At 60.4% G+C, this 25,324-nt stretch carries 27 protein-coding genes; 20 read left to right on the forward strand and 7 right to left on the reverse strand.

Annotated elements, in window-relative coordinates; genetic code table 11:
* Positions 1-59 precede the first annotated feature (59 nt).
* The 3 genes from CQ12_RS37565 to CQ12_RS37575 all read left to right on the forward strand — a co-directional run bounded on the left by CQ12_RS37565 (position 60) and on the right by CQ12_RS37575 (position 2,373).
* A complete protein-coding gene (locus CQ12_RS37565) occupies positions 60-1,193 on the forward strand; it encodes an alpha-hydroxy acid oxidase (RefSeq protein WP_057840258.1) in 1,134 nt (377 codons plus the stop codon).
* Positions 1,194-1,353: 160 nt separating this feature from the next.
* On the forward strand, positions 1,354-1,560 hold the full coding sequence (locus tag CQ12_RS37570; RefSeq protein WP_057840259.1) for a hypothetical protein: 207 nt from the start codon (positions 1,354-1,356) through the stop codon (positions 1,558-1,560).
* A gap of 459 nt (positions 1,561-2,019) precedes the next feature.
* A complete protein-coding gene (locus tag CQ12_RS37575) occupies positions 2,020-2,373 on the forward strand; it encodes a phasin (RefSeq protein WP_057840260.1) in 354 nt (117 codons plus the stop codon).
* A gap of 9 nt (positions 2,374-2,382) precedes the next feature.
* Here the strand turns inward: CQ12_RS37575 and CQ12_RS37580 are convergent, their stop codons facing one another.
* Positions 2,383-2,604 (reverse strand): hypothetical protein, encoded by a 222-nt coding sequence (locus tag CQ12_RS37580; protein WP_057840261.1) that lies wholly within the window; start codon positions 2,602-2,604, stop codon positions 2,383-2,385.
* A gap of 194 nt (positions 2,605-2,798) precedes the next feature.
* Between CQ12_RS37580 and CQ12_RS37585 the strand changes: the two genes are divergently transcribed.
* The gene (locus CQ12_RS37585; protein ID WP_245310320.1) at positions 2,799-3,095 is read left to right on the forward strand and encodes a hypothetical protein; all 297 of its coding nucleotides are present in this window, start codon (positions 2,799-2,801) and stop codon (positions 3,093-3,095) included.
* Positions 3,096-3,175: 80 nt separating this feature from the next.
* Here the strand turns inward: CQ12_RS37585 and CQ12_RS37590 are convergent, their stop codons facing one another.
* On the reverse strand, positions 3,176-3,361 hold the full coding sequence (locus CQ12_RS37590; RefSeq protein ID WP_057840332.1) for a hypothetical protein: 186 nt from the start codon (positions 3,359-3,361) through the stop codon (positions 3,176-3,178).
* A 983-nt stretch (positions 3,362-4,344) separates the two neighbouring features.
* Between CQ12_RS37590 and CQ12_RS37595 the strand changes: the two genes are divergently transcribed.
* Positions 4,345-5,571, forward strand: coding sequence for an acyl-CoA dehydrogenase family protein (locus tag CQ12_RS37595; RefSeq protein WP_057840262.1), 1,227 nt, complete (start codon positions 4,345-4,347; stop codon positions 5,569-5,571).
* Positions 5,572-5,581: 10 nt separating this feature from the next.
* A complete protein-coding gene (locus CQ12_RS37600; RefSeq protein WP_057840263.1) occupies positions 5,582-6,136 on the forward strand; it encodes a flavin reductase family protein in 555 nt (184 codons plus the stop codon).
* Between the two features lie 54 nt (positions 6,137-6,190).
* On the opposite strand, the gene CQ12_RS37605 is transcribed toward CQ12_RS37600, so the two are convergent.
* The gene (locus CQ12_RS37605) at positions 6,191-7,066 is read right to left on the reverse strand and encodes a polysaccharide deacetylase family protein (RefSeq protein ID WP_057840264.1); all 876 of its coding nucleotides are present in this window, start codon (positions 7,064-7,066) and stop codon (positions 6,191-6,193) included.
* Between the two features lie 19 nt (positions 7,067-7,085).
* Positions 7,086-8,192 (reverse strand): LLM class flavin-dependent oxidoreductase, encoded by a 1,107-nt coding sequence (locus CQ12_RS37610; RefSeq protein ID WP_057840265.1) that lies wholly within the window; start codon positions 8,190-8,192, stop codon positions 7,086-7,088.
* A gap of 170 nt (positions 8,193-8,362) precedes the next feature.
* Here CQ12_RS37610 and CQ12_RS37615 point away from each other — a divergent pair, with 170 nt between their 5' ends.
* Genes CQ12_RS37615 through CQ12_RS37630 form a run of 4 tightly spaced genes read left to right on the forward strand, consistent with a single transcriptional unit; the run spans position 8,363 to position 12,969 of the window.
* The gene (locus CQ12_RS37615; RefSeq protein ID WP_057840266.1) at positions 8,363-9,244 is read left to right on the forward strand and encodes an FAD binding domain-containing protein; all 882 of its coding nucleotides are present in this window, start codon (positions 8,363-8,365) and stop codon (positions 9,242-9,244) included.
* Positions 9,241-9,726 (forward strand): (2Fe-2S)-binding protein, encoded by a 486-nt coding sequence (locus CQ12_RS37620; protein WP_057840267.1) that lies wholly within the window; start codon positions 9,241-9,243, stop codon positions 9,724-9,726. Before CQ12_RS37615 ends, CQ12_RS37620 begins: the two co-directional genes overlap by 4 nt.
* A complete protein-coding gene (locus tag CQ12_RS37625) occupies positions 9,723-12,116 on the forward strand; it encodes a xanthine dehydrogenase family protein molybdopterin-binding subunit (RefSeq protein ID WP_057840268.1) in 2,394 nt (797 codons plus the stop codon). Before CQ12_RS37620 ends, CQ12_RS37625 begins: the two co-directional genes overlap by 4 nt.
* Before the next feature lie 37 nt (positions 12,117-12,153).
* On the forward strand, positions 12,154-12,969 hold the full coding sequence (locus CQ12_RS37630; protein WP_057840269.1) for an enoyl-CoA hydratase/isomerase family protein: 816 nt from the start codon (positions 12,154-12,156) through the stop codon (positions 12,967-12,969).
* A gap of 16 nt (positions 12,970-12,985) precedes the next feature.
* Here CQ12_RS37630 and CQ12_RS47080 read toward each other — a convergent pair whose 3' ends face one another.
* Positions 12,986-13,243 (reverse strand): MDR/zinc-dependent alcohol dehydrogenase-like family protein, encoded by a 258-nt coding sequence (locus tag CQ12_RS47080; protein ID WP_245310321.1) that lies wholly within the window; start codon positions 13,241-13,243, stop codon positions 12,986-12,988.
* Positions 13,240-14,139 (reverse strand): zinc-dependent alcohol dehydrogenase, encoded by a 900-nt coding sequence (locus CQ12_RS37635; RefSeq protein ID WP_245310322.1) that lies wholly within the window; start codon positions 14,137-14,139, stop codon positions 13,240-13,242. Before CQ12_RS37635 ends, CQ12_RS47080 begins: the two co-directional genes overlap by 4 nt.
* 181 nt (positions 14,140-14,320) lie before the next feature.
* Between CQ12_RS37635 and CQ12_RS37640 the strand changes: the two genes are divergently transcribed.
* The 6 genes from CQ12_RS37640 (at position 14,321) to CQ12_RS37665 (ending at position 19,982) form a co-directional block, all read left to right on the forward strand.
* Positions 14,321-15,328: an ABC transporter substrate-binding protein gene (locus tag CQ12_RS37640; RefSeq protein ID WP_057840270.1), complete on the forward strand. Its 1,008-nt coding sequence runs from the start codon at positions 14,321-14,323 to the stop codon at positions 15,326-15,328.
* A gap of 37 nt (positions 15,329-15,365) precedes the next feature.
* The gene (locus CQ12_RS37645; protein ID WP_057840271.1) at positions 15,366-16,181 is read left to right on the forward strand and encodes an ABC transporter permease; all 816 of its coding nucleotides are present in this window, start codon (positions 15,366-15,368) and stop codon (positions 16,179-16,181) included.
* A 4-nt stretch (positions 16,182-16,185) separates the two neighbouring features.
* Positions 16,186-16,971, forward strand: a complete 786-nt coding sequence (locus tag CQ12_RS37650; protein WP_057840333.1) for an ABC transporter permease — start codon at positions 16,186-16,188, stop codon at positions 16,969-16,971.
* Entirely contained in the window at positions 16,968-18,029 is a 1,062-nt protein-coding gene (locus tag CQ12_RS37655) for an ABC transporter ATP-binding protein (protein WP_057840272.1), read from the forward strand. The genes CQ12_RS37650 and CQ12_RS37655 overlap by 4 nt, the downstream gene beginning before the upstream one ends.
* 8 nt (positions 18,030-18,037) lie before the next feature.
* The gene (locus CQ12_RS37660) at positions 18,038-18,877 is read left to right on the forward strand and encodes a phosphodiesterase (protein WP_057840273.1); all 840 of its coding nucleotides are present in this window, start codon (positions 18,038-18,040) and stop codon (positions 18,875-18,877) included.
* Between the two features lie 229 nt (positions 18,878-19,106).
* Complete coding sequence (locus CQ12_RS37665; protein ID WP_083519657.1) at positions 19,107-19,982, forward strand: Bug family tripartite tricarboxylate transporter substrate binding protein; 876 nt, start codon at positions 19,107-19,109, stop codon at positions 19,980-19,982.
* A 44-nt stretch (positions 19,983-20,026) separates the two neighbouring features.
* Here the strand turns inward: CQ12_RS37665 and CQ12_RS37670 are convergent, their stop codons facing one another.
* Entirely contained in the window at positions 20,027-20,299 is a 273-nt protein-coding gene (locus CQ12_RS37670; protein WP_057840274.1) for a hypothetical protein, read from the reverse strand.
* A gap of 347 nt (positions 20,300-20,646) precedes the next feature.
* Between CQ12_RS37670 and CQ12_RS37675 the strand changes: the two genes are divergently transcribed.
* The 4 genes from CQ12_RS37675 (at position 20,647) to CQ12_RS37690 (ending at position 25,290) form a co-directional block, all read left to right on the forward strand.
* Positions 20,647-22,467: an ATP-binding protein gene (locus CQ12_RS37675; RefSeq protein WP_083519652.1), complete on the forward strand. Its 1,821-nt coding sequence runs from the start codon at positions 20,647-20,649 to the stop codon at positions 22,465-22,467.
* Positions 22,446-23,843 (forward strand): ATP-binding protein, encoded by a 1,398-nt coding sequence (locus tag CQ12_RS37680; protein ID WP_057840276.1) that lies wholly within the window; start codon positions 22,446-22,448, stop codon positions 23,841-23,843. The genes CQ12_RS37675 and CQ12_RS37680 overlap by 22 nt, the downstream gene beginning before the upstream one ends.
* Before the next feature lie 58 nt (positions 23,844-23,901).
* Positions 23,902-24,321: a hypothetical protein gene (locus CQ12_RS37685; RefSeq protein ID WP_157088732.1), complete on the forward strand. Its 420-nt coding sequence runs from the start codon at positions 23,902-23,904 to the stop codon at positions 24,319-24,321.
* A 234-nt stretch (positions 24,322-24,555) separates the two neighbouring features.
* Positions 24,556-25,290 (forward strand): Crp/Fnr family transcriptional regulator, encoded by a 735-nt coding sequence (locus tag CQ12_RS37690; RefSeq protein ID WP_057840278.1) that lies wholly within the window; start codon positions 24,556-24,558, stop codon positions 25,288-25,290.
* Positions 25,291-25,324 lie beyond the last annotated feature (34 nt).

Below are 25,324 nucleotides of genomic sequence, written 5' to 3' on the forward strand. Positions count from 1 at the left end.
GTAGCTTTTTCCGCTTGTCTGCGGCTAAGGTGCAGCCAAGGTGATGGGAGAGGAACAGCATGAATGACGGCACCCCCACGCGTCCGGCGAGGAATGTCGAACTCGGCGCCAGCGGCGAGGAATTCCAGAATCTCCACGAATTCATTCGAAAGGCCCGCGCCCGGCTGAACCAGAACGCATGGGACTATATCGTCGGCGCTTCCGAGACCGAGACCACGATGCGCCGCAACCGGATGGCGCTCGACGAGATCGCATTCCGGCCGCGGGTGTTGCGCAACGTCGCTAGCGTCGATGCTTCCACCGAGGTCTTCGGACGCCGGCTGCGATTGCCTGTGATGATTGCGCCGGTCGGCGCGCTCGAGATTTTCGATCCTGATTCAGGCGCCGCCGTCGCGCGCGGAGCAGGGCAGTTCGGTGCCTCTCACATGCTGAGCTCGGTGTCCGAGCCGGGGCTAGAGGCGACCGCCAAGGCTGCACCCGATGCGTTGCGCATCTATCAGCTCTATGTCCGCGGTGATGATGCCTTTGTCGAGGATGTTGTCAGCCGCACCATCGATAATGGCTACACCGCGTTCTGCCTGACCGTCGACACGGCGCATTACAGCCGGCGCGAGCGCGATATCGCCAAGCGCTATGTTCGCGAAAGCCGCATCCGCGCCACCGGCGGCGACTTCCAGAAGGGGCTGGATTGGCGCACGGTGAAGCTGATCAAGGACAAGTATAAAATTCCGCTGGTCATCAAGGGCATCGCCACGGCGGAAGACGCCGCCATCGCGCTCGACCATGGCGTGGACTGGATCTATGTGTCGAACCATGGCGGCCGCCAGCTCGACCATGGACGCGGCGCAATGCACGTCCTGCCGGAAATCGTCGACGCGGTCGCCGGTCGCGCCAGGATCATGGTCGATGGCTCGTTCAGCCGTGGCACGGACATCGTGAAGGCAATCGCCTCCGGCGCCGATCTGGTCGGCATTGGCCGGCTGCAATGCTGGGCGCTGGCGGCCGCGGGCGAGGCCGGCATCGTGCGGATGCTGGAGCTTCTCGAAGACGAGGTTATCCGTTGCCTGGGATTACTCGGCGTCACCCGCTTTGCAGAACTCGATAAATCCTATCTGCATGCGGCGACCGCGACCAATCCGCCTGGCGTGTTCAGCGCCTTTCCGCTGCTGGACATCGAGCCCTATCGCTATTGAGAAGGACGGCTGCGCCAGGTCTTTGACCTGACAGCCCTGTTGTTCCCGGAATTGGTCCTCGCCAGGGAACCTGGCGGGACGTCTGTGCATTTATCAGCTGCGCCGCGGACGGCGCCGTGAAACACAAATCTGATTTCCAAGGTCTTGTAGTCTTAAGCGAATGACGGAAAATCCTTTCGCTCAATTCAGCCTCGAGAAGGCGATCGGTCTCCGCTGGACGTTGCGGGATATTCAAGCTCGCCGACTGAAATTGTCGCCGGTCAGCGATGAAGATCTGCGAACGTTGACGGACCTCGGCCTGGTCGAAGCGCGCGAGGAGGGCCTTGTGCTGACGCCGGCCGGAACGGCCGTCGTGAACGGGCCGTAGTCAGCGCGCCTTGAGGAAGCTCTCGCCGGAGTCGCAGGGCGTGCAACGGTAGGTCAACACGTCGTAATGCTGGTCGCGCGGCTCGATCGTGGCCAGTCTCATCTGCGCGCCGCATTTCATGCAGGGCATTTCTATGCTGGTCTGAAATCGCGTGCAGGTGGGTGTCGGTCGAAACGTTTGCAGCATCGTATCCCCATGTCCCAAGAGAGACTTAAAAACCAGAGACGCAACGCCACCTAACCCGAATCACTATGCCACACTGTTGCCACCATTGGAATCCTGCGTCACCTCCGTACGGTTACGGGCCGCAGCTTAAGGAAATCATTCCTTTGACTATTGGCTGGGATCAGGGGGCTGATGCCGACGCGGAGGTCCATGACCGGCGAAGGCCGGTCAATACGACGCAGACGCAGACGGGAATTGTGCTAACCTGCCAACGTCGACACTGGAGAAGCGACCATGACTGAACCGAAACTCGAAGTCCCGGCCGAACTGCGTGATCTGGCCGAGAAAACCATCGATCAGGCGGAAAAGGCGTTCGGCATGTTCTTCGACGCCGCCGGCAAGTCCATGACGTCGATGCCCGGCGCGGGTACGGAAATTTCCAGGCAGGCGCTGTCGTTTACCGAGCAGAACATGAAGGCTGCGTTCGAGCATGCCCGCAAGCTGGTCCACGCGACCGACCTTCAGGAGGCGATGCGGATCCAGTCCGAATTCCTGCGCAGCCAGTTCACCAACGCCGGTGAACATATGCGACAGATCACCGGCGGCGTCATGTCAGCCGCAAAGGATTCGGCGAAAGGCAAGTTCTGAGAAGGCTCGCTAGCGGCGTCGCGCAATCGCGACGCCGAACAGAAAGGCGACGAACAGGCTGGCCAGCGGCGCTTCGCGGGTAATTGCGCTGATGGTTGCGAGCGGCATGCCGGGCTTCCGTGCTGCGGTGATCGCGTCGCTGAGACGCCCGACCGCGGTTTGCAGCGCGGCGGACACTTCCGTCAGCGTGCGTGACACATCGGTCGCGGTGTCGATTGCGCGTTCTGCCATCCCGGGTTGCGATGGCCCTGAGTTTTCGATTTCCACGTTATCAACTCACTCGATCGCCTGGCAATTGCCGGGACGGGGCTAATGTGTCGACAACGCGCTGACAAGACGTTTGTTCCAGTGGATTATCGCTTCCTTGATGGATCAGGCGGAACCTTCGTCGTCGCCGGGATTTGATTTTGTCTGAGGAGGACAACATGGATTTTCCGATGACGAGGGAATTGACCGAGGATCAGTCGACCCGGCGCGGCGGCGCGCCGCTGAAGGTTGCGATTGCGGTCGCAGTTCTCGGCGTGCTCGGCATGCTGATCTTCGACCATGGGCCATGGAATAAGCCGAAGATGCAGCACCCCGTGATTGCGAACTACAGCACCACTGGCGAGGCTGCCCGGGCAGCCGGTGCGGATGTCATTCCGACCGAGCCGAAGCTGCAGGTCGAGCCTAGTCCACCAGTGCCAAAGCCCGTTCACCCGGTGAACCCGCCGCCGCAGTAGAGCGCGCCGTTTGACACGTCGGGCAAATCACCGGCACAACGGCATCATCACACGACTTCGCAGGCCCCTCAGCGAGCGCGTCAGCGCACGCTGACAAATGCGCCCCAGCACGCAGCCAATCCTGCGGCGACCAGTACAAGCAGTGGATTGTCGCAGAACGGACTGCCGTATTGGCACATCGCGACACCCAGCGAGCCGATCTCGTGACGGCCGGCCGCGTAGAACAAGCCCGATAGAATTGTGAGCACGGCAGCAACGAAAAACATCTGACAGCCTCCTTGCGCTCTATTGGGCCGCAGGTTGCGCCATCCACGGCCCAACAATTTCGTTTCGATGTCGCTGCGCTCTATCTGATTCTGTTGCAAAGCACGACCGGGCAAGTAGCCGTCGAAGACGCAAAAACCTTTCCAATTGGCACCCGGGTTGCCATGACGCTCTTTCGCAACGACGAAACAAGCTGGGCCGTTTCACGAAAGCAGGATTAGCTTCATTTCGGAAAATCAGAAATTAAGTTGACTTTTCTCCCAAATCAGTTGTCTATGGAGCACCTGGTTCTTCTTTCCAGGAGGCGCTGCAATGTTCGACCAATCTTCTGAGCTTGTCGAGATATCGAAGCTCAATGGCGAGTTCAGAAAAAATTACGGCAAGCTGATCGGCGCGTTCCTCTATCTACGCTCTGTTAGTGCCGCGCGCGGCCGTTCCTGGTTTTGGGCCGGCCTAGTTTACCTCGCTTGTTCGGGCGCGTTGGCTTGGCTGGCGCGGCATAATTGGCCGCTATCATCCTCGCCTTGATCTCTCTGTCCAGGCTATCGAAGTGCACTGCGTTTGACAGCCCAACGTCGCGTCGGAAAGCCTTACGTACTGCCTGGTTCTTCCCGAAGCGGCTAAGACGCCCGGATGGCTTTATTCGCTTTGCTCAATCTAAGTATCACTAGGTGTGTCGAGAAGCACCATGGCGTCCCGGAAGATCTGTCAGCCAGCGGTAGCTCACTGTCCGACGATCAACGACACGTGTTAGCGTATCGATTTGTCGCTTGCGGGGGCGGTCGCAAATATCGCGCAAGGCTTCTTTCAACAGAAACTCCCGCTCGGCTGCTGAAGTGGCTTATTAGCCACCGGGCTTTTTTGCGTTTGGGGGTAGTGCTTTATGGCGAATTAGCCATGCTCGCCGTGCCTTGATCATTAACGGTCAACCGGTAGACTAGCAGAGCCCGGGCGACGAAAAGCAGCGGAGTTGGCGAGGAAACATATGGCGGAACACAGCGTCAGGCCGGATGCAGGTTCGCCCGGAGCACCGGGTACGGCCGGCTATGCCGCCATGGTCGCGCGAGCCAAGGCCCTGATTCCAGAGCTGCGCGATCGCGCTTCAAGAACAGAAGAGCTGCGGCGCCTGCCGCCGGAGACTGAACGCGATCTGCATGATGCCGGCTTGTTCCGGATCGTGCAGCCCAAGCGCGTCGGGGGCGCGGAGCTGGACTATGTTGCTCTGGTTGATTGCGCCGACGCGCTGGGGCAGGCGGATGCTTCCGTCTCGTGGAATTTCGCCAATCTTGCCAGCCATCACTGGATGCTCGGCATGTTTGACAAACAGGCGCAGGATGCGGTCTGGGACAGGAATGCCGATGCGTTGATCGCGTCGTCCTTTATCTTTCCGGCCGGCCGCGCGAGGAAGGCGGATGGAGGATATGTCCTGCGCGGTCATTGGCCGTTCTCATCGGGCGTCGAGTCTTGTGACTGGAACATGCTTGCGGGCGTGGTGGCTTCGGACGATGAGGCCGATGGCATCGAGTATCGACTATTCCTGCTCAATAGGAGCCAGTACAGGATCAACGACACCTGGAACGCGACGGGGTTATGCGGTACCGGGTCGAACGACGTATGGGTCGAGGATGTCTTTGTTGCGGAGAACATGACGGTCGCGGTCAGCGATCTGACCGGCGGGCCGACGCCGGGAAGTGTCGTCAATCCAAACGCGCTGTATGCGCTGCCGGTCTTCTCTCTCTTTCCTTACGTGTTGTCGGGTGTCGGTTTGGGCAACGCCCAGGCCTGTCTGAATGACTATGTCGAACTCGCACGACATCGGGCGTCGACTTACAACCGAGCCAAGCTCAGCGATTTGCAGACGACCCAAATCAAGATCGCGGAGGCATCCGCCAAGATCGACGCGGCCCGCCTCGTCATGCGCACGAACTGCATCGATGCGATGGCTGACGCGAGGCGGGGCTATATCCCCGATCTGGCGGGAAAGACCACACTGCGGCGGGATGGCGCCTTCGCGGTGAACCTCTGCACCGAAGCAGTTTCGCTGTTGTTTGCGGCAAGCGGCGCGCGCAGCCTGTTCACGTCAGGAGCGCTGCAGCGGCAGTTCCGCGACGCGCACGCGGTGAATTCGCACCTCGCATTCAATTTCGATGCGGCGGGAACCAACTATGGACGCGTGGCGCTTGGCCTGCCGTCCGAAAATCTGACGCTCTGAGGCCTGGTGGATGTCTGACGCACCCAAACATCCGGCCGATCCCGCCAACGAGCTTGCTAGCGACAACTCGGCGATCGACCCACGCGATTTTCGCAATGCGCTTGGCACGTTCGCCACGGGCGTCACCATCGTCACCGCGATGGCCGCGGATGGAAGGCCCTATGGCGTGACCTGCAATTCCTTTGCTTCGGTCTCGCTCAATCCGCCGCTGGTGTTGTGGAGCCTGGGGATGTTTTCGCAAGGGCTTACGATCTTCCAGAACGCCAGCCATTTCACGGTCAATGTTCTCGGAGCTTCCCAACAGGCGCTGGCGTCGCAGTTTGCAAAATCGTCGGAGGACAAGTTCGCCGGTGTGAGTTGGACACCGGGGCTTGGCAACGCGCCGGTGTTGACCGACAGCGTCGCGAATTTCCAATGCCGCGCGGCCAATCGGTATTACGGCGGCGACCACATCATCTTCCTCGGCGCGGTCGAATCCTACGCCTATAATCGGCAGGAGCCCTTGCTATTTGCGCGCGGTGGCTTCGGTCGGTTTCTTGCCGGAGATGGCAACAAACCCTCGTGAGCGGACCGCCGACCTCTCGTTGAAGCTATCGCGGCCGCGCGATAGGGCGCAACTCTAGGTCTTCGTCATCTCTGCGCGGTACCAGTCGCCAATCTCGCTCGCCGTCATCAGCGCCACGCCGTCGTGACCGAGGACATAATCGAGCAGTGTCTCCAGATATCTGATGCGGTGCGGCACGCCTGTAATATAGGGGTGGATCGAGATCGCCATGATCCGCGCGTTCGATGCGCCTTCAAGATACAGCCGGTCGAACTGATCGGTGCAGCGTTTCAGGAATTGCTCGGAGGGCAGGTGCTGCAGCGCATGGATGACGATGTCGTTGGTTTCGACCGAGTAGGGGATCGTCGTCACGGTGCCGTGAGGGGTGGCGATATCCTGCGGGAGATCGTCGATGACCCAGTCCGCGACATACTCGATGCCGTTGAGGCGCAGCAGATCGAGGGTTTCCTCGGTCTCCGTTAGGCCGGGGCTCTCCCACGACCGTGGCGCCTTTCCAGTAAATTTCGAAATCGTCTCGACCGATCGTTTGATGGCATCCGCCTGGTTTTCGACCTTGTGCATTGGGCTCTGCACGAAACCGTGGCCCATGAATTCAAATCCGGCTTCGAGCGCAGCGGAGGTGACGCGCGGGTAGGTGTTGCAAACGTTGGCGTTGAGCGCCAATGTCACGGGCATTCTGCGGTCGGTCAGTGCCTTGAACTGTCGCCAGAAGCCGGCGCGCATTCCGTACTCATGCCAGGACCAGTTCGGCACGTCGGGCAGCAGCGGTTGGCCCATCGGTGGGCTCAGCACCGTGCGAGGCATCGCGCTCTCGATCCTCCACTCCTCGACATTGAGGATGACCCATACCGCGAGCTTCTTGCCGCCAGGCAGCGTCAGCTTGGGCCGGTCGACCTGTGCCTGATAGGGGATGCGATCACTCAGCGCCACGGCAAGAATACCTCTCGGATCATTCAGCGGCTTTGGAGTCGCTGGAGGCCCCGGCATTGAGCCTCGGCATGACCTGTTCGGCCATCAGGATCATGGACTGACGCCCCAGTTCGCGATCCTTCCAGTCCTTGCCCGCATAGAGCAATGTGCCGAACGGTCCGGTCTCTTCCTGAAAAGCCAGCAACTGATCCGCCACGCTCTCCGGCGTGCCATGAATGATCAGCTTGTCGCAGATCGATTCCAGCGTTACTTCGTCGTCGGGCTGATCGCGGCGCGTCTTGAACAGTTCGACGCGACCGCTGCGCTTCAGCTTGGTGAACAGCGAGCGATAGTAGTAGACATAGGGCCCGTTCGGATCGGTGGCATAGGCCTTTGCGGTAGCTGCGTCCTTGGCAACGAAGACACTCTTGGCAACGCGCCAATTCGCCGGATCCGCGGGACGTCCGGCGCGTTCGCAACCCTCGACATATTTCGGCCAATGGCTTTTCACCCAGGCCGGCATCAGGAAGTTTGCCGAGATCGGATCCCAGCCGCGAGCGGCGGCTTCCGTCACGCCTTTTGAGAACGGTGCCACCGCGGTCACCACGATCGGCGGGTGCGGCCGTTGCAGGGGACGCGGGATGAAGCCCTGGCCGATATCCTCGATCAGAGTCTTCTGAATCGATATGTTCCAGAATTGGCCTCGAAGATTGTAGGGAGGCTCACTGGCCCAGATCTGAAGCACCTGATTGATCGCCTCCAGGAACATGGCGTTCCTGTCCGCGTCGAGGTTGCCGAATACTTCCGCGTCCGATAACAGGCCGCCGGGGCTAATGCCGAAGATCAGGCGCCCGTCGAGCATATGATCGAGCATCGCGATCTCGGCTGCAATCGCCGCAGGATGGGCATTCGGCATGTTGACGGTGCCGGTCCCGAGCTTGATCTGCCTGGTTGCCGCCGCAAGCCATGCGATAAAAGCGACGCAGGACGTGATGTTCTCAGCTCTGTCGGTGGTGTGCTCGCCCACATAACCCTCGGTGTATCCGAGTTCATCGGCCAGCAGGAAAGCCTCGCGATCCTCCTTGAGCGAAAGCCGCCAATCCTTGTCGACGGGATGGATGGGCATCGTAAAGAAGCCAAGCTTCATGATCGCTCTTCCCCAAAGGCAGGCTTTTTGTTTGCACAGAACCTGCGTCGTTCGTCGTTCGAAAACAAGCGTAAACTCGAAAATAATCGCCCGATAACTTGACCTTTGCCGATCCGAGCCGTCTAATCCCGTGAAAACGCCGATAGTTGGCCGAGGAGGTCACGCCAAAAATGAAAGCCTCGGCTTTCGATTACGCCCGCGCGACCAGCGTCGCACATGCGCTGGAATTGCTTACCGCGCATGGCGAAAGGGCCAAGGTGTTGGCGGGTGGCCAGAGCCTGCTCCCGGCGATGAATCTGCGCTTGATGGCACCGGAGTTCATTGTCGATATCGGCGAGCTCGCCGAATTGCGTGGAGTGACGGTGAAGGGCGACGTCCTCACCATCGGCGCGTTGACACGCCATGCCGATCTCCTGAAATCCCCGGAAATAGCGGCTCATGCTCCCTTGCTGAGGGACGCGGTCGCCCATGTTGCCCATCCCGCGATCCGCAACCGCGGCACCATCGGCGGAAGCCTTGCCCAGGCAGATCCGGCATCGGAGCTGCCGGCCTGTATGCTGGCGCTTGATGCCACCATCATTGCGCGAGGGCCGCGCGGTGAGCGGAGAATTGCGGCTGATGAGTTCTTCGCCGGAATCTACGAAACCGCGCTTGCGCCGCAGGAGCTGCTGATCGCAGTTGAATTGCCGGTGCAGCCAAAAGACTCGACGCATTACTTTCACGAGTTCGCCCGCCGGCATGGCGACTACGCGATCGTCGGCCTAGCCGCCCAGGCTTTGGTCAGGGATGGACGGTTCGCGGATCTTCGCCTCGGTTTCTTTGCAGTGGGCGACCGCCCGTTATTGGCCAGGTCTGCCGGCGAACTGATTGACGTGGCCGTCACGCCTGCAGTCTTGGCCGAGGCGTCCTCCGCGCTGGATGAGGAGCTTAGTCCGCTCGAGGATCAACAGGCGACGCCGGCCATGCGCCGCCATCTGGCGAAGGTGCTGCTGATGCGTTGCGTATCCTCGCTGCTTTCCCGCCCTGATCTCTGCACGGGAGTATCGGCGTGACGGCTGCGGTTGCGATTTCGCTGAGTGTCAATGGCGAGCTTGTTGAAGCGAGTGTACTACCGCGTCTGAATTTGGCGGATTTTCTCCGTGAGCATCTCAAGCTGACCGGAACGCATGTCGGATGCGAGCACGGCGTGTGCGGCGCATGCACGGTCCGCGTCAATGGCGACATCATCCGTTCCTGCCTGATGCTTGCGGTGCAGATGCACAATGCAAAGGTCGAGACAATCGAGGGGGTTTCCGACAGCGGAGAGATCGCCGATTTGCAATCCGCATTCCGGGAGCGTAACGCGCTGCAATGCGGCTTCTGTACACCGGGAATGCTGATGGCGGCGCAGGATCTGCTGCAACAATCGCCAACTCCGGATCGAGAGCAGATCCGCGAGCATCTTTCCGGTAATTATTGCCGCTGCACAGGGTACCAGGCGATCGTCGATGCCATCGAGACCACAGCGCGGGCGCGCGCCGGGCGCTCGCCATGACGTCGACATCGGCAAATCCCGAAACGCTTTCTGCGCTGGACCGTCCGAATTCCTATATCGGCAAGACGGTGCCGCGGCCAAATCTCGATCGTCTGATGCAGGGGCGCGGACTCTATGTCAGCGATATCGAACTGCCGCGCATGGTACATGTCGTGTTCGTACGATCGCCGCACGCGCATGCGAAGATCATTGGCATTGATGCGTCTGCAGCCAAACAGATGCCAGGAGTGATTGCCATCGTCTCAGGCGGGGAGCTCGCGGCCGTCATCACGCCGTGGGTCGGCGTGCTCTCGCATTTGAAGGGTATGAAATCCGCTCCGCAAAATGCGATCGCGATTGACCGGGTGTGCTGGCAGGGCGAAGCGGTTGCGGCCGTCGTGGCGAATAGTCGTGCTCAGGGCGAGGACGCAGCGGAGCTTGTTTCAGTCGACTATCAGGAGCTCGATGCCGTCACGGATATGCGCACCGCGCTCGATCCAACGACAGCCGTGATCCATGCTTCGCTTGGTGACAATCTGGCTTTTGAGCGCAATCACGATGCGGGCACGGTCGATCAGGCTCTTGCCGAATCCGACGAGGTGATCGAAGCAGAGTTCATTTTCGGGCGCCACACCGGCGTGACGCTGGAGCCGCGCGCGGTGGTAGCAGACTGGAACGCCGCGGAAGCGCGACTGACCATCTATCAAGGCTCGCAGGCGCCACATATGGTGCAGAATATCGCGGCGCTTCATCTTGGCCTGAAGGAATCGCAGGTGCGAGTCGTCTGCAAGGACGTCGGCGGTTCCTTCGGCATCAAGGTCCATATCTATGCCGATGAGATGGCGGCCTACGCGCTGTCCAAGCTGTTGCGGCGTCCGGTCAAGTTCGTGGCGGACCGGGTCGAGAGCTTCAATACCGATATTCATGCCCGCGATCATCGCTGCAAGGGAAAGATCGGCGTCAAGCGGGACGGCACCATCACGGCATTCGAGATCGACGACCTTACGGGCATCGGGCCCTACTCGATGTATCCGCGCACCAGCGCGATCGAAGCCAATCAGGTCGTCAATCTTGTCGGTGGGCCCTATGTGACCAGAAACTACCGCGCCCGGGCCCGCGTCGTGTTCCAGAACAAGAACGTGATGTGCCAGTACCGCGCCGTCGGCCATCCGATCGCCTGCTCGGTGACGGAAGGATTGGTCGATCTGGCGGCCATGAAGATCGGCATGGATCCGATCGAGATCCGCCGCCGCAATCTGATTGCGGATGATGCATATCCCTGCGCCTCACCGTCGGGCCTGCGGTTCGAGCAATTGTCGCACCACGCAGCTCTCGCCAAGCTTGTCCGGATGATGGACTATGACGCGTTGCGCGCCGAGCAGTCCGCCCTGCGGGCAAGAAACATCCATCGGGGTATAGGCATCGCCAGCTTCATCGAGGTCACCAATCCCAGCGCTGCGTTCTACGGTGTTGGTGGTGCGAAAATATCCTCCCAGGACGGTGTCGCGGTACGACTGGATGCGCAGGGCTCCGTCATCTGCCAAACGAGCATCACTGAGCAGGGTCAAGGATCTGAATCGCTCACGGCGCAGATCGTTGGCAGCGTACTCGGCGTCTCGATGGATCGCGTTCGGGTGATTTTGGGCGACACCGACAATACGCCCTATGGCGGGGGCACCTGGGCTTCGCGCGGTGCCGGCATCGGCGGCGAGGCTGCGCTGCAGGCCACCAAGGTGCTGCGCAAGAACATACTCGACGTCGCAGCCGCCATCCTCCAGTCTACGGCGGGTGAGCTCGACATCGTCAACAACGTGGTGGTGACGGTGGTCGATGGCGCGCCGCGGATCGAGTTGAGCGAGCTTGCCCGCATCGTCTATTTCCGCCCGGACACGCTGCCACCGGGCATTCAGCCCGAGCTGATGGCCACAAGGCACTTTGTCCCGCGCGAATATCCCTTCGCGTTTACCAACGGCGTTCAGGCTTCGTGGCTTGATGTTGATATCGACACCGGCTTTGTGAAGTTGCTGAAGCACTGGGTGGTCGAGGATTGCGGCACCATCATCAATCCACAGCTGGTCGATGAGCAGATCAGGGGTGGTGTGGTGCAGGGGCTTGGCGCGGCGTTGTTCGAGAAATGCGTCTATGACGAACGCGGCCAGCTAACCAACGCCAATATGGCCGACTATCTGGTTCCGATGTCCGGTGAGATGCCGGATATCGATGTCGGGCATGTGGTTTCGCCGACCTTGGAATCGGAGCTGGGCGCGAAGGGCGCAGGGGAGGCCGGCACGGCAGGCGCGGCCGCTGCCGTCACAAATGCGGTCAACGACGCACTCAAGCCATTTGGGGCGATCATCACGGAAATCCCCTTGACGCCCCAGATTATCCTGACCGCCCTGGGACGAATCTGATGCGAGCGCGATAGGATTCAGCAGAACAGGACGCCCCATGGACCGAACCCAGCGCACGATGCAAACCGAATCCAACGAAGTTCTTTATGATGTGGCGGACCATATCGCGGTTATTACGCTCAACGCACCGGAGCGCATGAATACGATTTCGGGTCCCATGCTGAATGACCTGACGCGGCTCCTCGTCAGGGCAAACGAGGACCGCGACGTTCGTTGTGTGATCCTCACCGGGAACGGGCGCGCCTTTTGCGCCGGTCTGGATTTGCGGAAGGAGCGCAGCGGTGACGGCCTCAGCGCGGCTTCCTCCGCGACTTCGCTTGATTTGCGCAATACGCCGCCGACCGTTCTGCAGGCGATGGACAAGCCGACGATTTGTGCGGTGAACGGCGGCGCTGCGGGCTACGGCATGGACACGGCGCTCGGCTGCGACATTCGTATCATGGCTGAATCTGCGAAGCTGGCCGCGGCATTCGTCAAACGCGGTGTGGTACCGGAATCGGGAGGAACCTGGTTTCTGCCGCGGATGATCGGCTGGGCCAAGGCGTCGGAACTGATCTTTACCGGCCGCACGCTCTCAGCACGGGAATCGCTCGCATGGGGCCTTGCCAATGAGGTCGTGCCGGACGCTGAGCTGATGGGACGGGCGCGCGAGATAGCACGCGAGATCGCTGCCAACGCGCCACTGGCGGTTCAGGCCGCCAAGCGGATGATGCGAATGGGGCTCAACGAAACGTTCCCCGATCATGTGCACCATGTCTATCTGCAACTCCTGCCGCTATTCAAGACGCAGGACATGCAGGAGGGCATCAAGGCGTTCATGGAAAAGCGAGAACCGAAGTTCGAAGGACGGTGAGTGCTGTCGCTCCGTGCTATTCGGCTGCCGTCCTCGTGATGGCGTCCGCCTTCCGATTGGTGACAACCACCTTGATCGCATCTTCGACGCGCTCGCGGGCATATCGCAGCGCGGTCGGCAGGTCGAGCAGCGGAAATGTGTGGGTGTGGATCTTCGTCGCGTCGAAGCGCTTTTCTGCCATCAGCGCCATGGCGCGGCGGGTGGCGCTGCGGCCTTCGCCGCGGATTCCGTAGGCATAGATATTGTTCTTCACGAGATGTGCGAGATCCATCACGACCGGATCGTGTGGAAATGCGCGAGACATATTTTCCCGCCGCGATTGGTCATGTGAATGGCCTGGTTGATTGTCGCCTCGTTGCCGGCACATTCGACCACATAGTCTGCGCCGATGCCGCCGGTGAGTTGTTTGACAACCGCAACCGCGTCTTCGTCGTTGATATTGATGACGCGGTCGGCCCCGAGTTCGCGGCCGATCGCGAGCCGTTTATCGCGCGTTCCGGTCAGGATGACCGGGCTGGCGCCCAGCGCCTTTGCGACGGCCACTGCGAGTAGTCCGATCGGCCCCGGGCCGATCACCACGACGCTCTCACCGGCAACCAATCCCCCCAACTCTGTCAGCCCGTACATCGAGGTGCCTGCGGTAACCACCAGCGTTGCCTCGGCATCGCTCATGGTATCGGGCACCCGCGCCAGCGTGTTGATGTGATTGATGGCGTATTCGGCAAAGCCGCCGTCCGTCGTGAAGCCGTTCGCGCGATGGCCCTTGTCCGGCTTCCCGTAGTTCAGGCATGACGTGTACATGCCCTGGCGGCAGCGCTTGCACTGGCCGCAGCCGGCGTGGATCTCCACGCTGATCCGCTCCCCAATCTGGAATTCGTCGACGTCGGGTCCGAGCGCGGCGACGGTCCCCATGTACTCATGCCCAGGCGTGAAATTCTTGTTGAAGGGCAGACCACCCTGGATGCTCGCCGGCGAGCCGGAATGAATGATTTCGAGGTCGGTGGCACATATCGCAACGGCATCAATCCGGACCAGCACTTCGGCGTGCGCGGGAACGGGTACCGGCTTTTCCCGCAGCTCAAGTTGATCCGGATCGCCCAATACCCAGGCTGTCATCCGATCGGGAATGGGAAAGTCCGGCGAGGTTTTCACGCCTGAAGGTTGATACATGAGCGTCTCCTCTCTCACCGGATGCTACCGGAAATCTCCAGCCGGCGAAATTGCCGGATCGCGACAACGCGGTCCTACGTTTGCTGCATAGCAAAACGCTTCGTCGCAAAACCTTCATACGCGGCCTATACTTGCTGCCCGGTTGGTGTTGAAATCCTCATCTTTGAAGCCGGAGTGATCCATGAAGACCGTTCGCTTTGTTCTTGCCTTGCTGTCGCTGTCGCTGATCGCGCCCGTGCAGTCCGCCAAAGCGGCCGACGTCATTTGCTACAATTGTCCGCCGGAATGGGCGGACTGGGCTTCCATGCTCAAGGCGATCAAGGCCGACCTCAACTACGATATCCCGCACGACAACAAGAATTCCGGCCAGGCGCTGGCGCAGATTCTCGCCGAGAAAAACAACCCGGTCGGCGATATCGGCTATTTCGGCGTCACCTTCGGCATGAAGGCCAAGGCGCAGGACGCACTCGAGCCCTACAAGCCGGCTAAATCGGATCAGGTCTCCGCCGGCCTGAAGGATGCCGATGGTTACTGGACCACGATTCATTCCGGCACGCTGGGCCTGTTCGTGAACAAGGACGCGCTCGGCGGCAAGCCGGTACCGGCCTGTTGGAAGGATCTCCTGAAGCCCGATTACAAGGGCATGGTCGGCTATCTCGATCCGTCGTCGGCTGCGGTCGGCTATGTCGGCGCGGTCGCGATCAATTTGGCGCTCGGGGGGTCCGAAGCAAACTTCGATCCTGCCATCAACTTCTTCAAGGATCTGCGCAAGAACGATCCGATCGTTCCCAAGCAGACTTCCTATGCCCGCGTCGTCTCCGGCGAGATGCCTATCCTCTTCGACTATGATTTCAACGCCTATCGCGCGAAATACTCGGAGAAGGGAAACTTTGAGTTCGTGATCCCCTGCGAGGGATCGGTGGTGTTTCCGTATGTCGTCGGCCTCGTCAAGAACGCGCCCAACAAGGAGAAGGCCAAGAAGGTGCTGGACTATCTCCTGTCCGACAAGGGCCAGGCGATCTGGACCAACGCCTATCTCCGACCGGCGCGACCGATCGAGCTGCCCGAAGCCGTAAAGAAGAAGTTCCTGCCTGACAGCGATTACGCGCGCGCGAAGAATGTCGACTGGGGACAGATGGAAAACGTGCAAAAAGGCTTCGTCGACCGCTATCTCGCTGAGGTTCGCTAAGGCAATATGGCGCCTCTCGCCGGGGCGCTGACTTCTGATGTCACATAGGTCCTTTGTCTGGTTATGCCTGCTGCCGCTTGCGGTAGTGACAGCGGCATTTTTCCTGTTGCCCATGGTGCGGCTGGTCGTAACCGGGGCAGGGGGACCGCAGGGGCTCGCGGGATATCTCGCGATCCTGGTCGAGCCGCGTTACCGCGCGACCCTCGTCAACACGGTCCTGCTCGCCACCGCGACCACCATCGTAACCCTGGTCGTGGCGACGATCGCCGGGATGTTCCTGCAGCGGCATCGTTTCCCCGGCCGCGCCGTTCTGATTGCGATGCTGACCTTTCCGCTGGCGTTTCCCGGCGTCGTGGTCGGCTTCATGATCATTCTCCTCGCCGGCCGACAGGGGTTGATCGGCGATTTCTCCAACCGCCTGTTCGGTGAAAAGCTGGTCTTTGCCTATTCGATCTACGGCCTGTTTCTCGGTTATCTCTATTTCTCCATCCCGCGCGTCATTCTCACGGTCATGGCAGCGGTGCAGAAGCTCGATGTCGGCCTGGAGGAAGCCGCGCGTTCGCTCGGCGCGGGCCCGTGGGCGGTGCAGCGCGACGTCGTTCTGCCGGCGCTGGCGCCAGCCTTCGTCGCCTCCGGTGCGATTGCGTTTGCGACCGCGATGGGCGCGTTCGGTACGGCGTTCACGCTGGCGACCAATATCGACGTGCTGCCGATGCTGATCTATACCGAGTTCACGCTGGCTGCGAATTTGTCGATTTCGGCCGCGCTGTCGGTCGGTCTTGGCATCATCACCTGGTTCATTCTTGCGCTTGCCCGTTCCTTCAGCGGAAGCGCCGTCGCGGCTGCCGGATGAAATCATGCGCGACCGCCTGATCTTCACCGGCCAACTCGTCTTCACGCTGCTGGTCGCCTCCTTTCTGGTGGTGCCCGCGATCCTGTCGATCTCCGCCGGCGTCACGGTGAACTACTTTCGCGGTATCCAGTCCGGTGTGACCCTGCAATGGGTGATGCAGGTGTGGGAGCTTTATGCCGGCACCATCCTGCTGTCGTTTCTGATCGCCTTTGCGACCCTTGCCGTGACGCTCGCTGTCGGCGTTCCAGCCGCCTATGCCCTGCATGTGCGGGGAGGGCGGCTGTCTCGGATCGTCGAGGAAATTATCACCCTGCCGTTGGCGATTCCAGGCCTTGCCATCGCACTGGCACTGCTCCTGACTTACGGAGGCTTTGGCAATTTTCGCCGCTCCTGGTTGTTCATTCTCGTAGGCCACGTCATCTTCACCATGCCCTTCATGGTGCGATCGGTCATGGCTGTCTTCGCGACCGTTGACATCAAAACGCTGGATGAGGGCGCGGCATCGCTTGGCGCATCGCCGTGGCGGCGCTTCCGCGACGTGATTGTGCCCAATGCTCTGCCCGGAATATTGGCGGGCAGCCTGATGGTGGTGACGCTGTCGCTCGGCGAGTTCAACCTGACCTGGATGCTGCATACGCCCTTGACCAAGACGTTGCCGATCGGGCTTGCCGACAGCTATGCCTCGATGCGGCTTGAGGTCGCTTCCGCCTATACACTGATCTTCTTCGTGATGATCATTCCGCTGCTGGTTGCGATGCAGTTGTTCGCCGAGAAGGATTTGAAGAAATGAGTGCGGAGGCCGGACACGGCGCCTCGGTGCGTATCGAGGCCTGCGGCAAGACGTTTGTCGACGGAACGCGCGCGCTCGAACCTGCAACGCTCGACATCGCCCGTGGCGAAACGCTGGTGCTGCTCGGCCCCTCCGGCTGCGGCAAGACCACCATGTTGCGTATCATCGCGGGGCTCGAAGCGCCCGATCCCGGCGGCAGGGTGCTGTTCGATAGCAAGGATATGACGGCGGTGCCGATCGAGCGGCGCAATGTCGGCATGGTGTTTCAGTCCTACGCGCTTTTCCCCAACATGACCGTGGCAGACAATATCGGCTATGGCTTGAAGATTCGCGGGATGCCGGACAAGGAGCGAGCGGCACGCGTTGCCGAACTGGTGGCGCTGACCAACATTTCCGGCCTTGAGAACCGCCGCATTGACCAGCTTTCCGGTGGCCAGCGTCAGCGCGTGGCGCTGGCGCGTGCGGTCGCGATCCGGCCAGGTATCCTGTTGCTGGACGAGCCTTTGACCGCGCTCGATGCTGCGTTGCGCGACCGGCTGCGCGGAGAGTTGAATCGCTTGCTGCGCGCGCTGGGTATCACGACGATTTACGTGACGCATGATCAGTCCGAGGCCATGGAACTCGGCGATCGCGTTGTCGTCATGCAGAAGGGAACGATTGCCCAGATCGGCACGCCGCGCGAAATCTACTTCACGCCGCGAAGTCGCTTCGTCGCCGAATTCATCGGTGCCGCGAATATCGTCGAGGCGGCCATCGAGGACGGTCATCTCGTGTTACCAGGCGGGCGGCAGCCGGTTCACTGCGATGGTGACATGTCGGCGGCCGTTGCGATGATCCGCCCGGAAACCATCCGCGTGGCGGCGGCCAAAGATGCGTCGCTCTCGGGCACGATCGACAGCGTCAGTTTCATCGGTGACAGGCAAAGGCTGGTCGTCAGCGGCGCGTCCAACAGGTTGCTCACGGTCGACGCACCGAATACGGTTCAAGCTAGGCCGGGTGAACGGATCGGACTATCGATTTCGCCGGATGCTGTCCGTCTGCTGCCGCCCGAGTACTGAGAAGGCCGATGTCGCCACAGCCGATTCATATTGTCCAGATTTCCGACCTGCATATCAAGCCGCCGGGATCGCTCGCCTATGGCCGAGTGGATACGGCAAAGGCGCTCGAACGCTGTGTCGCCGCCCTGAACGAGTTCGAGCCAGCACCCGATTTCGTCGTGATTTCCGGCGATCTGGCTGATACGCCGACGGCAGAGGAATATCAGTACCTCGAGCGGCTGCTGGCGCCGCTCAAACTTCCATTCGCAGCTATCCCCGGCAATCACGATTCGCGCGAGTTGATGCGCGCGGCGTTCCCTTCCGCTTCGTACGCCTTCGTATCCGGACCACTCAACCAGAAGATCGAAGTGGCGGGGCTCGATCTGCTGTTGCTGGATTCAAGCGTAGACCGCAAGCCGCATGGTGAACTCGAAGAGGCAACACTGCAATGGCTTGACGCGACCCTGGCTTCGTCGCCCGACCGGCCGGCCCTGCTGTTTCTGCACCACCCGCCGTTCAAGGCAGGCATTTGGCACATGGACCGCCAGAATCTCCTCAACGCAAGCGACCTCGCGCCGATCGTGCGCCGCCATGCGCGCGTGCAACTGATCGCAACCGGGCATGTGCACCGCGCGGCGCTGACCATGTTTGCGGGCGTGCCGACTACAATCTGTCCGGCTCCGAATCATGCGGTCGACCTTGATCTTGGCGAGCTGCGCGAGCCTTCCTTCAAGGTCGAGCCGCCGGCCTTCCATCTCCACAGCTGGTTTCCAGGTGAGGAGGGCGGCGCTATCGTCACCCACCAGGTCCCGATCGGGAGTTTCGACGGTCCGCATCCGTTTTTTGGGGCTGATGGAAAGTTGCTTTAGCTCCTGCGTCTTGCCGGCTGGGCCATTTCGCTTCTGGGCCGATTGCAAAACGAGGCGTTCGCGCGCACACTTTCCCCCAAGAAAATCGCGGCTTCGATTATGCAAATTCGCCGCGGATAAGGTTTGGGGGACACAAATGCGTTTGATCCATTTTCTGATTCCAGCGCTCGCGCTGTTTTCGAGCCACCAGGCGATCGCTCAAGCGAACTATCCGGACCGCCCGATCAAGATGATCGTGCCGCTCGCCGCGGCGAGCGCGGTCGATGTCGCTGCGCGGATTGTGACCCAGAAAATGGCCGACAATATGGGTCAGCAAATCGTGATCCTGAATCAGCCCGGTGCATCAGGGTTGATTGGCGCGGAGGCCGTCGCTCGGGCTGAACCGGATGGCTATACGATCGGCGGGTTCAACGACAGCATCATGACCATGGTGCCGAACCTTCAGTCCAAGATGCGCTGGGATATTCTGAAGGACTTTGAACCGGTGTCGTTGGTCGCGACGGTGGAGTGGGGGCTGATTGCCAACAATCAGTCCAGCTTCAAGAGTGCAGCGGATCTGATCGCGGCTGCGAAGGCGGCGCCCGGCAAGATCGATTATGGCTCCGGTGGACCGGGAAGCCCGCAGCATCTGGCGATGGCGATGTTCGCGTCGGCTGCCGGCATCTCGTTGACGCATGTGCCTTACAAAGGGGCCACCCAGGCTGCAACCGACATTGCCGCAGGCCAGATTCCCGTCGGTTTCCAGGGGCTCGGCACCGTCGCAACGCTGGTGCGCGGCGGCCAGCTCAAGCTGATCGGGGTAACCACCGAAAAGAGATTGGCGCAATTCCCCGACGTGCCGACCGTCTCGGAATCTGGTTTGCCCGGCTTCTTCTTCAATTCATGGTTTGCGATTCTTGCCCCTGCTGGCACCCCGAAGAATATTATTGCCCGGCTGAACGCCGAGGTGCTGAAGGCCGTCGTTGATCAGGATGTGCGCCGGAAGCTTGAAGAGCTGGGATTCGCGGTGCGCGGCAGTTCAGCCGAGGAGCTGCGCGCCATGACGCGCGATCAACTCGCGAAGTATGAGCGCGTGATCAAGGAAACGGGAATCGCCAAGGAATAGCCGCCGGCGCATGGTGCGACAGGCGCCAGCAGCCAGTCTCGTAATCAATAGCAGGCGTAACGGCGTCCGCCGCGGCCGACATAGTAATCAGCGCCCATCGCACAGGGACTGACCCCCCACGCATAAGCTCCGCGAATCTGGTTGCGCCGCTGGTAGTCGCCGGTATAGGGGCTGTTGGCTCCCTTGTTCTGGCAGTTAGCGTTCGGATAGAACTGCGCGCAGTAGCCGGGATTGTAGACGACCTCCTGCGCGGCAGCTGGCGCTGCGACCGCAGCGGATAAGAGGGCGGCAACGCCCAGCAAAGCAAATTTGGTCATGGATATTCTCCTTAAAAGACAGATCAAAGGGCGCCGGCTCAGGCCTATTCGGTCCCGTGCGCGGGCGGGTACAACGGTCAATCTGAGCCGTTAGTGCCGCGCATGGAGGAAAGGTTCAGGGAGCCATGTGCGACATGGCGGGTTGTCCGGCATCCCCTAGTTGCATGGCATGTTATCTGCTAGGAGAACCCCGGTTATGTTTGAATCAATTGTCTTCAGATCCCTCCGAGATCCAGTGCACCATGGCTTGCCCGTCCGAACGCCCACCGATCCCGACTGCCGACGTAAAGGCTTGTTCGCCAACGATCTTTCGCTAGTCTGAACAAGGTGGATGGAGGAAGCTGAGGGTGTCTTGCCAGGTCTGTTCGTCGACGCTGAGAGCTGGCGACCTGTTTTGCTCTGCATGCGGCGCGGCCGCGCCCAACCATCCGGTGAGCCCGTCTGTTTCCGAAGCGCGTGGCCGTATTGCCGGCGAGCGGAAATTCCTCACCGTGCTTTGCTCCGATCTGCAGCGTTCGACCGATCTGATTTCGGAGCTCGACCCCGAAGAGGCGATTTCTCGCCTCGAACCGGCCCTGATCGCCATGCGCACGGCGGTTCGCCGCAGCCGCGGCATCGTCAGCAAGGAAGGTGGTGACGGGCTGATTGCCTTGTTCGGCGCACCGCACGCGGACGACAATCACGCCGTCCTGGCCTGTCATGCAGCCCTCGAGCTCGTCAGGCGTATCAAGCTGCTGAACGATCCGGAGCTTCACGTTCGGGTCGGCGTCCATTCCGGCTATGTCGTCGCGCATGTGATCGAAGCGGATTTCTCGTCAATCTATGAAGCGGGCGGGCCGGCGGTCCATCTGGTGAAGCGGTTCGAGAGCACGGCGAATGCCGGGCAGATCCTTGCTTCGGAGTCCTGCCAGAGTCTGGCGACCGGAATCGTGACCTTCAAGGCCCTGCCGCCGAAACGGCTGGAGGGATTTCCTGCACTGGTACCTTGTTACGAGGTCGTCGAGATCAGTGGTCTCAGCCGCTGGCGAGCCCGGTCGACGAGTGGTCTTTCATCCTTCGTTGGCCGGAACGAGCAGATTTCGCAATTGGAGCGCGCGGCACAGCTAGTCGGCCCTTCCGGGAAGATCGCTGCCGTAGTGGGAACGGCCGGAATAGGGAAGTCCCGCGTAGTCCACGAATTCGTGGATGCGTTGCGGCAACGTGATTGGCAGGTGATCGAAGCCGAGGGCAATCCGCTCGAACAAGCAGTTCCCTATGCCCTGCTAAAGAAGCTTCTTCAAAGCGCGCTGCAGCCAGAGAAGCCCGTCGTCGCCGATCAAGCAGGCTCAGGCGAAGCCCTTGCGTCGGCTGACGCTGAGCTTTGGCCCGCGGCACTCAATTCTGTTCTCGATCAGCCCGTCGCGGATCCGCGCTGGCGCGATCTTGAACCGCTGCTGCGACGGCGCGTAATTATTGATGCCGTTCGCAATATGCTGGATCGGGTGATCTCGTCGCGGCCCACGGTGTTGTTGTTGGAGGATTTGCATTGGATCGACGGCCAAAGCGAGACCGTCGTTGAGGCTCTGATGTCGCTTGCGGCAACCCGCCCGTTGCTGGTGCTGCTGACGTGGCGGACCGAACATACGCCGGAATGGCTTGAGCACCTCGACGTGCTGCGGATCTGGCTTCGATCGCTCGACGCTGCCTCGGCAAACATGTTGCTCGACAATTTGCTGGGAACTGCTCCCGATCTCGATGCGCTCAAGGCCCGTATCCTCCGCCACACCGGACAGATCCCACTCTTCATCGAGGAGGTTGCCCGGCAGTTCATCAGCCGGCGCGTCGCTGGGGAGACCGGAGACGCCGACGCGTCCTGGGACACTCTCGAAATTCCCCCCACTGTCCAGGGGGTAATTGCATCGCGCATCGATCGTTTGCCGAAAGAAGACAAGGCGCTTCTGCAACTCGCTTCGGTTCTCGGACCGCGCGTGTCGCCAAATCTGCTCGCCGCTGTCACCGACATGCCGACGGCGCAGTTGCAAAGCCGGCTTTGGTCGCTGGAGGTTTTCTCGAGGAGGTGCGGTCGGTCCCATCTGTCGAATACGTGTTTGCCCACGACCTTATTCGCGAGGTTGCCTACGAGTCTATTCTCCGCTCGCAGCGCGAGGTGCTGCACCGCCGGATACTGACAGCTCTTGAAGCAACCTCGGCCGGACGCGAGGAGGATGTTGCTGAAGCGCTTTGCCATCACGCGATCAAGGCGCAGGACTGGAGCAAGGTTGACCGATATGGCCATTTGGCTGCGAGGAAGGCCTTTGCCAGATCGGCGTTCCGCGACGCTACGGAATATTTCAAGGCCGCCATGGATGCGGTGGACAAGCAGCCGGAATCGACGGCGCGTGAACAACGGGCGATCGATCTGCGCATCGAAGCGCGGCTCTCGTTCGTGTCGTTTGGAAGCATCGAGGAATGGTTCAGCCTTGGTCAGGACAGCGAGGCGCGGTCCAGGAAGATCGGCGATGAAAAGCGCCGGCTGGCATCTATCGCGATCAGGGCCGCGGCGCTGAATTTTTACGGGACGCCCTACGAAGCAATCGCGGTGGCGGAAGAGGCTGTCACGCTGGCCAACCAGATGAACAACTCTCCCTGGCTTTGCTTTGTCGAATATGGCCTGGGCCAATCGTATTTTCTGGCCGGACGATTTCGGGATGCACAACGGCATCTCGCAAAGGCAACTGCATTGCTTGCGAGTGCGCCGAATAACGTCCCTCCGGGGACAACGGGATCCAGCCTCCTGGTGCTCTGCCGCATGATGAGCGCCATCGTTCATGCGTGGCTCGGCGAATTCGACGAGGCCGAACATTGCTCCGAGGAAGCGAGTATCCTGGCGGAAACGAACGACCGTCCTTACGACATGATCGCGGCCGACTATGGACGCGGGGTCGTGCAGCTGATGCGCGGCGATTTTGAAGAGGCAGAAAGCGCCCTCGATCAGGCCCTTCGTGTTTCGCGCGAAAGTGAAGCGCGTCTATTTCAGCCCCTCATCATGAGCGCGCTCGGAAGCCTTTACTCGCAGCAGGGATATGCCGTGCGCGCGACAGAGATCTTGTTGCGGGCGAAGGATGAAGCCGACAAGCTTGGTCATGAAACCAGCAAAGTCGCCGTTTCGGCGTATCTGGGCGCAGCCTATGGCCAGCTGGGGGAAGTCCAGCACGCACTGTCTCTCTTGCACGCCTGCCAGGCCAGCGCGAGGCAGAAGGGATATGCGGGTATCGAAGCGCTGGCGGCGAGTGCGGAGGCGAACATTCTGGCGTCCCAGGGCGGGCACATGCTTGAGGAGGCCATGGACTGCCTCCAACGGACGATCGAATTCACTGCCAAGCTCGGAGCGCTACCCTTCCTGGGAACGGCCAAGGGACTACTGTCCCGGCTCCTGGCGGCTTCGGGGCGGACAGACGAAGCGAGAGAGGAGCTGGTCCAGGCGATCACGCTCTTCGACCAATCAAAAATGACTGTACATCTAGAACGTGCTAAGGCTGAACTCTCCAATTTCTCTGATATTTGACATATTGTGGCCAAAGTTGCGGCCACGGCAACTGGCGCCGCTATTCAAGGAGCAAGAAATGGGTGGATTAGTCTACAGCGGAAAATTTGAAGAACACATCAATGAATTGTATAGCCCGCAGAATATCAACAAAACCGCGAAGAAGTTCAAAGAGTACGAGAAGAAGAACGGTGCTTATGCATTCGGTAAATTCACGAAATTCCTCGTGCCGAAGAAGGAAAACTGGGCCGGCGAATCCGGATCGACCGAGGGGCATGACAAGTGGGAAAAGCACTCGGGAGCAATTCCAAAGGCGATCCGCGACAAGATTACCGAAGTCATTGCGACCAATCTCAGATCGCCCAATCCCATGCCGCTGGTGCTGAAGGTCGGCGAGAATGTCGATGGCACGCATGACCTGAAGGTTCGGATCTTTGCCCATAATGGCCACATGCATATTGGGCTTCACATGCTTTGCCCGAATTCTTCGCTGAAATAGCCTGATCGCGTGGAATGGAATTAGCCAGCAAGACCATTGAGTTTTGCTGGCTTTTTGCTGCAAATATCCCGCCCGCCGGAACGGCGTGCGGTCCAGCCATGGTTCTGCCGCTAAGGCATGGGCTGTCTTACGGGCCGCCAAATCGACGCGGAGGCGCGCTTTCCGGTTGAAATGCCTGCCTGCGTTGATTACGGAAGGACTACAATCCCGTTTTTCCCCTGGAGTTTGACTGGCGTGCCTCAACAAAGGACGGGTGAAGCTCACGGAATCTCGAGCAGCAAAACGTCGGTTTTGCGCAAGCATCCGGCTTTTGCCGATCTCGAGCCTGAGGCTTTCGAGCAGTTGTGCCGTTACGCCAAACACATCACGCTGAAGCGGGGAGCCACGTTGTTCTCCAAGGGGGACCCCGGCAACAGCCTCTACGCGGTCATTTCAGGCACGGTGAAGATGAGCATTTCATCACCGGATGGACGCAATGCCATTCTCAATATCGTTGGGCCTGGCGAAATTTTTGGCGAAATCGCACTGCTCGACGGAAGAGCCCGCTCTGCCGACGCCATTGCTAACAGTAATTGCGAACTCTTCGTCATCGACCGGCGCGAATTCATCCCCTTCGTGAATGGGCAACCGGCGCTGGCGATGAAGTTCATCGAATTGCTCTGCGAGCGTTTGCGATCGACCAGCGATCAGGTCGAGCAGATCATCCTGCAGAATCTGCCGGGACGGCTGGCCAGCGCGCTGCTTCGCCTGTCCGAAAAGCACAAATCCGAGCCGCAAGGCCGAACCATCGCGATCACCCAGCAGGAGATCAGCGAGATGGTCGGCATGACCCGGGAGAGCATCAACAAGCAGTTGCGCGCCTGGGCGACCCGCGATTGGGTGCGCCTCGAGCATGGTGCCATCGTTGTGTTGAATGCCGAGAAGCTTCGCGATCTCGCCGAAGCGGGGTCCGGACACGATGGCGAATGACCGCATCGCGAAGCTGGCCAGCGAGGTCCGCACG

The sequence above is a fragment of the Bradyrhizobium jicamae genome (assembly GCF_001440395.1).
Taxonomy (GTDB): Bacteria; Pseudomonadota; Alphaproteobacteria; order Rhizobiales; family Xanthobacteraceae; genus Bradyrhizobium; species Bradyrhizobium jicamae.